Annotated in this window: 12 protein-coding genes and 1 pseudogene; 8 read left to right on the plus strand and 5 right to left on the minus strand. The window is 71.8% G+C overall.

Annotated features, from left to right (window positions below; genetic code table 11):
* The first annotated feature begins 8 nt into the window (after positions 1-8).
* Entirely contained in the window at positions 9-383 is a 375-nt protein-coding gene (locus tag ACGF0D_RS22540) for a hypothetical protein (RefSeq protein WP_392918853.1), read from the plus strand.
* Between the two features lie 148 nt (positions 384-531).
* Here the strand turns inward: ACGF0D_RS22540 and ACGF0D_RS22545 are convergent, their stop codons facing one another.
* The 5 genes from ACGF0D_RS22545 to ACGF0D_RS22565 all read right to left on the minus strand — a co-directional run bounded on the left by ACGF0D_RS22545 (position 532) and on the right by ACGF0D_RS22565 (position 5,280).
* Positions 532-678, minus strand: coding sequence for a hypothetical protein (locus ACGF0D_RS22545; protein WP_392918856.1), 147 nt, complete (start codon positions 676-678; stop codon positions 532-534).
* A gap of 123 nt (positions 679-801) precedes the next feature.
* Positions 802-1,980 carry an NAD(P)/FAD-dependent oxidoreductase gene (locus tag ACGF0D_RS22550; RefSeq protein ID WP_392918859.1) on the minus strand — a complete coding sequence of 393 codons (1,179 nt, stop codon included), beginning with the start codon at positions 1,978-1,980 and terminating at the stop codon, positions 802-804.
* Positions 1,977-2,978 carry an ABC transporter permease gene (locus ACGF0D_RS22555; protein WP_392918862.1) on the minus strand — a complete coding sequence of 334 codons (1,002 nt, stop codon included), beginning with the start codon at positions 2,976-2,978 and terminating at the stop codon, positions 1,977-1,979. The genes ACGF0D_RS22550 and ACGF0D_RS22555 overlap by 4 nt, the downstream gene beginning before the upstream one ends.
* Positions 2,979-3,072: 94 nt before the next feature.
* Positions 3,073-4,023 (minus strand): RNA polymerase sigma-70 factor, encoded by a 951-nt coding sequence (locus ACGF0D_RS22560; RefSeq protein ID WP_392918865.1) that lies wholly within the window; start codon positions 4,021-4,023, stop codon positions 3,073-3,075.
* Between the two features lie 66 nt (positions 4,024-4,089).
* Complete coding sequence (locus ACGF0D_RS22565; RefSeq protein WP_392918868.1) at positions 4,090-5,280, minus strand: NAD(P)/FAD-dependent oxidoreductase; 1,191 nt, start codon at positions 5,278-5,280, stop codon at positions 4,090-4,092.
* A 199-nt stretch (positions 5,281-5,479) separates the two neighbouring features.
* On the opposite strand from ACGF0D_RS22565, the gene ACGF0D_RS22570 reads away from it, so the two are divergent.
* From ACGF0D_RS22570 to ACGF0D_RS22600, 7 genes and pseudogenes are all read left to right on the plus strand, one after another.
* Positions 5,480-6,175 carry a crotonase/enoyl-CoA hydratase family protein gene (locus ACGF0D_RS22570; protein ID WP_392918870.1) on the plus strand — a complete coding sequence of 232 codons (696 nt, stop codon included), beginning with the start codon at positions 5,480-5,482 and terminating at the stop codon, positions 6,173-6,175.
* Between the two features lie 96 nt (positions 6,176-6,271).
* Entirely contained in the window at positions 6,272-7,009 is a 738-nt protein-coding gene (locus ACGF0D_RS22575; RefSeq protein WP_392918872.1) for an acetoacetate decarboxylase, read from the plus strand.
* Positions 7,010-7,039: 30 nt separating this feature from the next.
* A pseudogene (locus ACGF0D_RS22580) lies at positions 7,040-7,264 on the plus strand (3-hydroxyacyl-CoA dehydrogenase NAD-binding domain-containing protein); the annotation flags it as partial.
* Positions 7,265-7,343: 79 nt separating this feature from the next.
* Complete coding sequence (locus tag ACGF0D_RS22585; RefSeq protein WP_392918875.1) at positions 7,344-7,727, plus strand: 3-hydroxyacyl-CoA dehydrogenase family protein; 384 nt, start codon at positions 7,344-7,346, stop codon at positions 7,725-7,727.
* A 126-nt stretch (positions 7,728-7,853) separates the two neighbouring features.
* Positions 7,854-7,976, plus strand: a complete 123-nt coding sequence (locus ACGF0D_RS22590) for a hypothetical protein (RefSeq protein ID WP_392918877.1) — start codon at positions 7,854-7,856, stop codon at positions 7,974-7,976.
* 110 nt (positions 7,977-8,086) lie between these two features.
* Entirely contained in the window at positions 8,087-9,370 is a 1,284-nt protein-coding gene (locus ACGF0D_RS22595; RefSeq protein ID WP_392918880.1) for a YcaO-like family protein, read from the plus strand.
* Between the two features lie 120 nt (positions 9,371-9,490).
* On the plus strand, positions 9,491-10,669 hold the full coding sequence (locus ACGF0D_RS22600; protein WP_392918891.1) for a cytochrome P450: 1,179 nt from the start codon (positions 9,491-9,493) through the stop codon (positions 10,667-10,669).
* Positions 10,670-10,912 lie beyond the last annotated feature (243 nt).

The following is a 10,912-nucleotide window of genomic DNA, read 5'->3' on the forward strand; positions in this document are numbered from 1 at the left end:
AGACCGCCATGGACGGAACCGTCACTCGCGACACCGACACCCTGCGCGCCGTCCTCGACCGCTGGAAGGACGCCGTCGACCGGTACCAGCCGGAGCTGGTGGCCGCACAGTTCACCGAGGACGCGATCTTCCAGGGCCTCCACCCCTACAGCGTCGGACGCCCCGGCATCACCGCCTACTACGCCTCCCAGCCACTCGGCATGACCGCCGACTACCGCATCCTGGAGACCCGCCGACTGGCCGATCACCTCGTCCTCGGCTACCTCGCCGCCACCTTCGCCTTCACCGACCGCCCCGACCTCGACGTCAACCTCGGCATCCTGCTCCACCGCACCGGGACCGACTGGGCCATCGCCCACTACCAGGTGTCCCGACTGCCCTGACCCGACCACTCGAACCGCACCCACCGTGGCGGAGGCGACCGGCCCCGACCGGGCCGCCTCCGCCACGGCGTCGACTCGCCGCCATTGCGTCCCGCAACACCACTACGACGAGACCGCCACAACCGAGACTGCGCGCAACCGCTACCGTTCAGCTCTCGGGCGGTCGGATCCGGCCGGCGCGTTCGACCGTGCCGAGGATCCAGGCCGCCTCCGGTCCGCGGATGTCGTCGATCGGTCCGACGGTCTCGGTCAGGAAGCCGTGGAGCCCGCTGAGGTCTGCGGCGGCGACGGCCACCAGCAGGTTGGCCGCCCCGGTGGTCGCCGCGGTGAACCGTACCTGCTGGTGGCGGCGAGAGCGTCCAGGCGGCGGCGCACCGTGGAGGCCGAGGCGCCGTCCACGCGGACCGACTCCGGGCGGCTACGCGTCCACCGGGGCGGCCAGGCGGTGCCTGCGCTTGGGCATGCCGAGGGTCGGGTGCGAGGTTGCCCAGCGGGAGATCTCGACGAGGACCACCTTGAGCCGCGCGGACTTCCGCCCGCCCATGTGCGTCGGCTTTGCCTGCCCTTCGTCGTCGATCCCCTGCCAGATCGCGTCCCGCCGTCCGAGGCTGATGTGGTTGTACGTGTAGACCAGCTTGGTGTTCGCGACCTCGCGGCCGGTCAGACGGCCCACGATCGCCTCGATCCCCTGCTGGCTGGTGTATGCGGCCGAGGAGCAGGACATCGGCAGCGGCCTTCCGTTGTCGCCGATGGCGTGGGCGCTGTCGCCGATGGCGTAGACGTTCGGGTGCGAGACCGACCGCATGGTGCGGTCGACGACGATCCGGCCGTTGTCGGTGACCTCCAGCCCGCCGGCGGCGGCGATGGGGCTGACCGCGAACCCGGCCGTCCACACGGTCGCGTCGGACGCCAGGGCGGTGCCGTCTGCGCACCGGACCCGTGCCGCTTCTACGGCCTCGACGCTGGTGTGTTCCAGGACGGTGACGCCCAGCCGGTCGCAGGCCCGGCGCAGGCGGCCGCGGGCTCCTGCGGAGAGCGGAGCGCCGAGCTCGCCGCGGGCGACCAGCGTCACCGACAGGCCGGGCCGGGACTCGGCGATCTCGGTGGCGGTCTCGATGCCGGTCAATCCGTCGCCGACGACCACCACGTTCCCGCCTTCGCCCCGTCGGCCCAGGCTGTCCAGGCGTTCGCGCAGGCGCAGCGCCGAGGGCCGGCCGGCGACATCGAAGGCGTGCTCGGCCGCGCCGCGGACGGCGTCGACCGCGCCATGGCTGCCGAGCGCGTAGACCAGCGTGTCGTAGCCGAGCTCGCCGCTGCCGTCGGCGTCGGCCACGGCGACGAGTCGGCGCTCGGGATCGACGGCGGTGACCCGGGCCAGGCGCAGCCGGATCCCCGTACCCGCGAACACGTCGGTGAGCTTCGGGGCCTCGACTTCCCGACCGGCCGCCAACTGGTGCAGCCGCACCCGCTGGACGAATTCCGGCGCGGCGTTGACCACGGTGATCTCGACGTCCGCCGGGGACAGCCGACGGGCCAGGTTCCCGGCGGTGTACGCCCCGGCGTAGCCGGCGCCGAGGACGACGATGCGGTGTTTCATGTCTCGCTCCCAGTGGTTCGCTCGTGTGTGGTGAGTGGGGTGGAACGGCGCCCCGGTCGGGCGAACCGCAGGTGGTGTGCGGGCGGACCGCCGGCCAGGCAGAGGACCGCGCCGAGGGCGATCCAGGCGACCAGGACGGTGACGGCGTGGACGGCGCCGTGGCCGTCGAAGAAGGCGGTCGATCGCAGCAGCCGGCCTCCGGCCCCGGGGGGCAGCAGCTGGCCGAGCGTGCCGGACCGGCCGGGCAGCATCTCGGGTGCGGTCGCGGTACCCGACAGGGGGTTGCCGACGAGCACCATGACGGCTGCGCCGATGCCGATGCCGACGGGCCCGAGCAGGGACTCCAGCCCGAGCACGGTCAGGGCGGTGGCCGCGATGGTCAGCGCGACGGCGCCGGCGTTGGCGGGGTAGGACCCGCTCAGCGAACCGAGCCAGAACTGCAGGACCGCCGCCACGGCGAGGCTGCCGGTGGCCGCGAAGGCGAGCGCACCGGTGACCCGGCGGGCGGTGCCGTGAACGAGCCTGGTCAGCAGCACTGCGGCCAGCAGGCCGCCCATGACCAGGGGCAGGGCGCCCGCGGCCAGGCCGGCGCCGCGCGGGTCGTCGGCGGGCAGGGCGGCGAGGTCGCGGACGACGACCGACCCGCCCGGCCTGTCTGCCTGGGCAAGGTTCGCTGCCATGGTCCGCAGGGTCTGGTCGATCGCGGTGCCGGCGGCGGAGGCGACGACGACCTGGGGGGTGCCGGAGCTGAGGTCGATCGCCCCGTACACCTGCCGGTCGCGGATGAGGTGCTCGGCCGCGGCGGTGTCGGCGACCTCGGTGATGTCGAAGCCGCCGGGCAGACGTTGATCGAGCGCGGTACGGATCTCGGTGATCGCGGTGTGCGGCCCGGCGACGGCGATCGGCACACCGTGCACCGACGAGCGCACCGACGGCCAGGCGAAGGCGGTGAGCAGCACGCCGGTGATCACCGTCAGCAGGACGACTGCGCCGGCCACGGTCGACCATCGTGACGCAGGCGTGCCTATCGCGGGCGGTCTCTGCGTGGTCACGTCCACTCCTCTCCTCGAACAGATGGGTGATGACCGGTGTTCATCGCAGGGTGAGTGGGGTCTCGGAGCCGAGGTGGGTCAGCTTCTGCGGGTTGCGGACGAAGTAGAGGCCGGTGATGCGGGTGTCCTCGACGCGCATCGCGAGGACGCCGTCGAGTTCCCCGTCCACGTGCAGGGCCAGCGCGGGACTGCCGTTGACGATGGTCGCCTCGACCGTGAGCGCGACGTCGTTCCTGGTGAGGCCGCCGACGATGAAACGGGCCACCTTGTCGGCGCCGATGATCGGCCGAGGTGAGGCCTGCTTGATGCCGCCTCCGTCGCTGATGGCCACGACGTCGGGGGCGAGCACGTCGAGCAGTCCCTGCAGGTCCCGGGTCTCGAGCGCGCGCCGAAATGCGTCCGCGGCCGCCTCGGCCTGACGGGCGGTGACCGAGCGGCGCGGACGTCGGGCTTCGACGTGGCGGCGGGCGCGGTGGGCGATCTGGTACACGGCGGCGGGGGTCTTGTCGAGCGCGGCCGCGATCTCGTCGTAGCCGATCGCGAACGCTTCGCGCAGCACGAACACCGCCCGTTCGGCCGGGGTCAGCGTTTCGAGCACGAGCATCAGCGCCATCGACACGCTTTCGGCGAGCTCGACGTCGGCGGCCACGTCCGGGGTGGTGAGCAGCGGCTCCGGCAACCACGGGCCCAGGTACGCCTCCCGGCGGCGTTTCATCGACCGCAGCCGGTTGAGCGCCTGGCGGGTGGTGATCCGGACCAGGTAGGCGCGGGGGTCGTTGACGTGCGCCGCGTCGACCCTGACCCAGCGCAACCAGGTCTCCTGCAGGACGTCGTCGGCGTCGGCCGCCGATCCGAGCATCTCGTAGGCGACGGTGAACAGCAGGCTGCGGTGGGCGACGAACGTTTCCGTCGCCTCGAGGGTGCCGCTGTCGCGCTCCGCCGCGTCGCCGTCGGCCTGCCGCTGCCCGGCGGGTTCACGTGTTGTGTCCATCAAGTCCTCTCCTGTCTCCAGTCGGTGGCCGTTCGAGCCGGCCCACCGAGTCGCCCACGATGTGTCCTACGCGGCCGGTGCCGCCACGTCGCCGCGCTGGGCGAGCAGCAGGGCCGGCCGGTGCTTGCCGTCCTTGGGCCAGGAGTGCGAGCCGGGCTTGTGTGCTTCGGTCACCAGGTGTTTGACGCTGAAGTCGCAGGACAGCTCCTTGAGCTTCCTGCCGGCGCGCCCGGCGAGGTAGAGCGGCCTCGCGGTGTCGTCCTTGTGGGCGAACTGGAAGATTCCGGTGCGGCGGCCGAAGCCGATGCACATGGCGGGGAACGACAGGTCGATCGGGCCCGGCCGGTCACCCGCGATCCGGTGCAGCACGGTGTCGGCCGCATGGGCGCCCAGGCATCCGGCGGTGTAGGCGCTCATCCGGAACGGCAGGTCGGACGGTGCCGACGAGTCACCCGCCGCGACGATGCGCTCGTCGTCGACGCTGGTCAGCGTCTCGTCGGTGAGCAGACGCCCCGCGGCGTCGGTGCGCAACCCACTGCGGTCGGCCAGATCGGGCACACCGAAGCCAGCGGTCCAGATGGTGACCCGACTCGCCACCGTGCGGCCGTCGGCGAGGTCCACGGCCTCACGTGCCACCGCGGTGACCGACGCGCCGGGGCCTTCGAGAACGCCGACCCCCAGCCTGGCGAGGTACGTGCGGGCTGTGCGTCGAGCCCGGGGGTGCAGGTACGGCCCCAGGACACCTCCACAGACCAACGTGACGGTGCGACCCTGCTCCGCCAGTTCCGCGGCGGTCTCGATGCCGGTCGGACCGGCCCCCACGACCGTCACCGCGGCCATCGACGGTGTGGCGTCGAGCACCGACCGCAGCCGCTGCGCCGCCTCCAGGGTCGCGACCGGGTAGGCGAACTCGGCCGCGCCCGGCACCCGCGGGCCGGGGCTGCCGCTACCCACCGCGTATATCAGGTAGTCCCAGCCGATCTCGCCGCCCTCGGCCAGCGTCACGCTGCGCCCGGCCGCGTCGATGCGGGTCGTGCTGTCGACGACCAGCCGGACGCCCTCGGCCAGGACTTCCCGGTACTCGACGACCCCGTCGTGGGTCCCGCCCACCAGCTGGTGCAGACGCAGCCGTGGGACGAAGACGGGGCGCGGGTTGATCACGGTCACCGTCACGTCGTCCCGCTGCGTCAGACGGTTGGCCGCCATCACTCCGGCGTATCCGCCACCGATCACGACCACATCGGTGTTCTCGCTCACGATGTCTCCTTCGCTCCAAGGGGTCGAGCACAAGACACCGCATGGACGGAATTCCTGACACGATGTGAAGCAGATCACTCGATCCGCGCGACCTTCACCTCATGGCTTGATCGCATAGCCGGTCCTGAGGGTGGAGGTCGAAGCTGCTTCTCGGGGCCGGGGTCCTCCCCGTAGGCCCGGACGTCGCTCCAGAACCTGCGTGCCCGACGGATGCCGGCGTACCGCTCGGGCGCTGGCCGCCGCCATCGACGAACTCGAGGCGCGAGACGACCTGTTGGTCGGCGTCCTCACCGGCTCGAACGGCGTCTTCAGCGCCGGCATGGACCTCAAGGCCTTCGCGAAGGGCGACACACCCGTCCTCGAAGGACGGGGTTTCGGGGGCATCACCCGCACCGACATCAAGACCCCGCTCATCGCCGCCGTCGAGGGCCACGCGCTGGGCGGCGGCACTGAGATGGCCCTCGCCTGCGACATGATCGTCGCCTCCCGGGACGCCACCTTCGGCCAGACCGAGGTCCACTACGGCATCGTGCCCCCCGAGGGCGGCATGGTGCGGCTGCCCGAGCGGATCCCCCGCAACATCGCCCTGGAGCTCCTGCTCACCGGTGACCCGCTGCCCGCCGACCGCGCCGAGCGGCTCGGCCTCGTCAACCACCTCACCGAACCCGGGGAGGCCCTCACCCGGGCCCTGGAGCTCGCCCAACGCGTCGCTCGCAACGCCCCGCTCGCCGTCACGGCCGTGAAGCGCGTCGTCAACGAGTGCACGGCCTTCCGTGACACGGACGCCCTGCGCGACCAGGACCGGTTCGTCACCCCCGTGCTCGCCTCCATGGACGCGAAGGAGGGCGCCCGCGCCTTCGCCGAGAAGCGCCCACCCCACTGGCAGGGCCGCTGACCGGTCCCCGGCCCACGGCCCCGAAGGATCCCCGGCGAATCCGCCGACGGCGTACGGGCTCAGCGCTCCTGTCCCGACACGAGAGGACCCCGTCACGTGCGCTCCCAGGATGTGACGCAACGGCTCACCACGCCCCTGGACGCTCCGGCCTACCCCGACGGCCCGTACCGCTTCACCGATCGCGAGTACTTCACCATCACCTACCGCACCGACCCGCAGGTGCTGGAACGCCTCGTCCCGGAGCCCCTGCGGGTCGCCGAGCCGACCGTGCGCTTCGAGGTCATGCGGATGCCCGACACCACGGGGCTGGGCGACTACGCCGAGTCCGGCCAGGTGCTCTCGGTGGAGTACGAGGGCGAACGCGGCGAGTACGTCCTCGCGATGTACGTGGACAGCCTGCCGGCCATCGCCAGCGGCCGTGAGATCAGCGCCTTCCCCAAGAAGCTCGGCGCTCCGCGACTGACCGTCGACTCCGACACCCTGGTCGGCACCCTCGACTACGGATCGCTGCGGGTCGCCACCGCCACCATGGGCTACAAGCACGCCCCGCTCGACCCGGACCGGGCGCGCGAGGAGCTGTGCGGTCCCACCTTCATGCTGAAGAAGCTTCCGGGATACACCGGCGAGCCGCGCATCTGCGAACTGGTCCGGTTCCAGATCGAGAACATCACCGTCAAGGGCTCCTGGACCGGTCCCGCCCGGCTGCGGCTCTTCCAGCACGCCCTGGCGCCGATGGCGGACCTTCCGGTCCTCGAAGTCCTCTCCGCCAACCACGTCCTGACCGACCTCACCCTTCCGCACCCCGAGGTCGTGCACGACTACCTCGCCCGGTGAACTCCGCGGCGCACCACTGAAGGAGCCATCGTGAACGACACGTCCGCCGCCCCCAGCCGCGCTGAGGGGCCCTGGCAGAACATCACGGTCGTCGGGGTAGGGGTCATCGGCGCCTCGTGGGCCGCTCTCTTCCTCGCCAAGGGGATGACCGTCACCATCAGTGACCCGGCCCCCGACGTGGAGAAGCAGGTGCGCGCCCAACTGGACGAGGCCGCCCCCACCCTGCGCGCACTCGGTCTGCCGACCGACAACCTCGACCACAGGTTGCGCTTCGAGTCCGACCTGGAGCGGGCGGTCGCCGACACGGACGCCGTCCATCGGCAAGAAGCCGCGCGTGCTGCGCAAGGAGGTACCGGGATTCGTCGCCAACCGGCTGCAGGCCGCACTCTTCCGCGAGGCGATCAACCTCGTCGTCCAGGGCGTGGTGACCGAGGACGAACTCGACGAGATCGTCACGTCCTCCATCGGCCTGCGGTGGGCGGTCGCCGGCCCGTTCCGCAGCTTCCACCTCGGCGGCGGCCCCGGCGGCCTGCCCGCCTTCCTGCGGCACCTCGGCCCCGCCCTGGAGACCCAGTGGAGCGACCTCGGCTCCCCCCGACTCGACGATCCCACCGTGAAGTTGCTCTCCGAGCAGGCCGACTTCGGCGCGAGCTTCGCGGAGTTGCAGGCCGCGCGGGACAGGGCACAGATCAAGGTCATGCGCGCCCTCGGCGAATGAGCCCCTTCGCGGAGCGAGTGTCGGAAGCACCGCTTCGGACACCGCCCTGATATTCCGCCTACGGTACGGAGTGGATCGACTCCACACCGTCCGCATCCGTACACCCAGGAGAGAAAGGCAACGATCATGGGAAGCCTCTGGGACTACTACAACGCCCCGCCCCGGACCGACCCGAAGCTCGGCCGCGGCGAGCAGGAGGTGCTCGCCGAACTCGCCGAGCAGCAGGAGAACGACGAGCAGCCGGGCTGACGCCGGTTCGGTGCTCCGCCGAGTGAGTACGGTCGTCGCGTGTCCTGGCGAGCAGAGCGCGACGACCGTTCCCTGCCGTTGCCGATCCGCCCGGGAAGGTATCGATCGCGATGTCCCCGTCCGTTTCTCCGTACTCCCCGGCGGCGCCGTCGCAGTACGGCGAGCGCGACGTCCTGCTGGAGGACGCCTGGCGGCACGGAACGACCGCCGCACGCGAGCTGGGCCTGACCTACTCCCTCACCCCCATGCCTGCCGAGGACCCCGGGGCGTGGTGCTGCACCCTGCACCGGGACGGCCGGGAGGTGCCCGGCGGACGCGGCTCCGGCAAGGGGGCTGAACCAGCCGCCCGGGTGGGGGCACTGTTCGAGGCTCTGGAGCACCACCTCACCGCCGAACTGCCGACTGAGGGTGAGGCGTTCCTCCTCGGTGCCCATGAGATCGCCGCCGGGCCGCTGGGCTGCGAGGCGGCGGCGACACTGCTCGCCGAGGGCCCGGACCTGCCGATGGCCTGCCTGCCGTACCAGAGCCTGAACGGCGACGGCGAGCTCGCCGTCCCGCTGTTCTGGAACACCCCCGACTACCTCACCGACCAGGGCCGGGCACGCGCCGGCTACGGGGACACCTACCCCTACGACTCGGTGTGCCGGTACTCGATGAACAACGGCTGGGCCGCGGGCACCACGCCCACCGAAGCCCTGGTCCACGCCGTCAACGAGATCATCGAACGGGACGCCATGTCCCTGCTGCTCGTCGACCAGTTCATCACCCGCACTCCCGGGACACTGCGGGTGGTGGACCCCCGCATCCTCCCCGCCGACCTTCGCGCCTGCCACCGCGCGGCCGAGACCCGCGTCGGACAGCCGGTCTCGCTCCTGGAGGCAACCACGGACCTGGGCGTTCCCGCCTACTGGGCCTACACCCCAGCCCCCGCCGGAGCACCGGCACGCATCCGGGGCGCGGGCGCCTCCCTCTCACCCCACTACGCCGCCGAGCGCGCCCTGACCGAGCTCGTCCAGACCCACAGCGCCGCCACCACGCTCCCCCTCGCCGCACAACCCTCGCAAGGGCACACCCGGCGCCATCCGGCGCTCCACCGCTGCCACCTGGCCGACTTCTCCACCGTCCTGCCCCGCGCCACCACCGTCCCCTTCACCGACCGCCCCAGCCCGGCAACCCCACAAGCCCACCTGGAGGCGCTGCTCCGGACACTGTCCCACCGGGGTTTCACGGCCTACGCCCGCCACCGCCACGTCAGCGAACACCTGGCCGTCGTCAACGTGATCGTCCCCGGCCTGGAACGCTTCGTGCTCGTCACCGACGACCAGATCGTCCTGCCGGGACGACGCGGCCTGGACCGCCACCGGCAACGGCGCACCGCAACGGCGCCGAAGTAACCACCTGCCACAGCGAGTTCCGCTGCGCCACCCGTGCACCCCCACGCCGCGGATCGGACCGCGTTGCGCTGGGTACGGCTGCGGGGGACAGCACTCGCGCGACTGGAGCCGGTGACCCTGATGATGCAGCTGCCGTTCGACCGACCCACCCCGACGACCGTGGCACCGGAGTTCCAGGAGCTCCAGGCGTCCGGCGAGATCGCGCGGATGCGCACCTTCGCCGGACACCCCGCCTGGCTGGTGACCCGGCGCGAGGACGTCATCCGCATGCTGTCGGACGACCGGTTCGGCCGGGTCCACCCCGATCCGCTCTCCGCCCCGGTGCTGTCCGCGACCGGGCAGTTCTACGGGCCGCAGGGGACCGACCACGAACGTCTGGAAGCGGAGTTCCGCACGCTGCGGCACGTCACCGCCAACTCCCTGTCCGTACGCAGGGTCCGTGAGCTCAAGCCCCGGGTCGAGGCCCTCGTCGACCGGCGGCTCGACCACCTGGCCGCCACCGGCGCGCCGGCGGACCTGCACGCCCTGCTCGCCGAGCCCCTCCCCGTCGAAGTGGTCTGCGAACTGCTCGGCGTGCCGCTCGCCGACCGCGAGGACTTCCAGCGCTGGACCGCGGACGTCGTCTACCTCTCCGAACCCGAGCGCGTCGGCGAGGCCCTGGTCCACCTGAACGACTACATGCGCGCACTGATGGACCGCAAACGCGCCGAGCCGGCCAAGGACGCCCTCACCGACCTGGTCCGCGCCCAGGCGGAGGGGACCGTCACCGAGGACCTCGCCGTCCTGTGGTCCGTCGCGTTGCTGTTCGCCGGGCACGTCACCACCGTCACCCGGATCGGCACCGGCGCGCTCCACCTGCTTACCCACCCCGACCAGCGCCGGGCGATGCTGAGCAGCCCCCAGCTGCTCGCGGCGACCGTGGAGGAACTCCTCAGGGTCAGCCAGCCGGACCTGGGCCTGGTGTGGCGCTGGGCCGTCACCGACGTCGACACCGGGCGCGCACGGATCAACGCAGGCGACCTGGTCCTGTTCGCCAACGGTCCGGCCTGCCTCGACCCCACGGCCTACCCCGAACCCGACCGCTTCGACGTCCACCGCGCCCAGCTCCCGCACACCGCCTTCGGCGCCGGACCCCACTTGTGCGTCGGAGCCGCCCTCGCCCGGCTGGAACTCCAGGTCGTCCTCGACCTGCTCTTCCGCCGCTTCCCCGAACTGCGCCTGGCCGTACCCGAGGAGGAACTCCGCTGGCACGAAAGCCAACTGACCGGAGGGCTGCTCGCACTGCCCGTCACATGGTGACGACCGTGACCCGTGCGGCGGGAGGTTGCCCGGCGGTGATGACCCCGTCGAGGACCCCGGCCGACGTGTCGTTCATGGGAAGGCGGGTCATCCGGCGGCGTTCAGGACGGCCGGCCGGACCGGTATCTTGCCTGCGGCCCCGACGTTTCTGTCCTGTGACAGCGAAGTTTCACCGTTTGCCATCGAAGTTTGATCGACCTGCTTGTGCCAGTAGTTCGCCAGGCGGCGGTTAGGCTTCCGTTG

Origin of the sequence: Kitasatospora sp. NPDC048298, assembly GCF_043201465.1 — a bacterium.
Lineage (GTDB): Bacteria > Actinomycetota > Actinomycetes > Streptomycetales > Streptomycetaceae > Kitasatospora.

Coding starts and splice junctions, on each gene's coding strand:
- ACGF0D_RS22540 (WP_392918853.1), top strand. CDS start 9: ATGGACGGAACCGTCACTCGCGACACCGACACCCTGCGCGCCGTCCTC.
- ACGF0D_RS22550 (WP_392918859.1), bottom strand. CDS start 1,980: ATGAAACACCGCATCGTCGTCCTCGGCGCCGGCTACGCCGGGGCGTAC.
- ACGF0D_RS22560 (WP_392918865.1), bottom strand. CDS start 4,023: ATGGACACAACACGTGAACCCGCCGGGCAGCGGCAGGCCGACGGCGAC.
- ACGF0D_RS22590 (WP_392918877.1), top strand. CDS start 7,854: ATGGGAAGCCTCTGGGACTACTACAACGCCCCGCCCCGGACCGACCCG.
- ACGF0D_RS22595 (WP_392918880.1), top strand. CDS start 8,087: ATGTCCCCGTCCGTTTCTCCGTACTCCCCGGCGGCGCCGTCGCAGTAC.
- ACGF0D_RS22600 (WP_392918891.1), top strand. CDS start 9,491: ATGATGCAGCTGCCGTTCGACCGACCCACCCCGACGACCGTGGCACCG.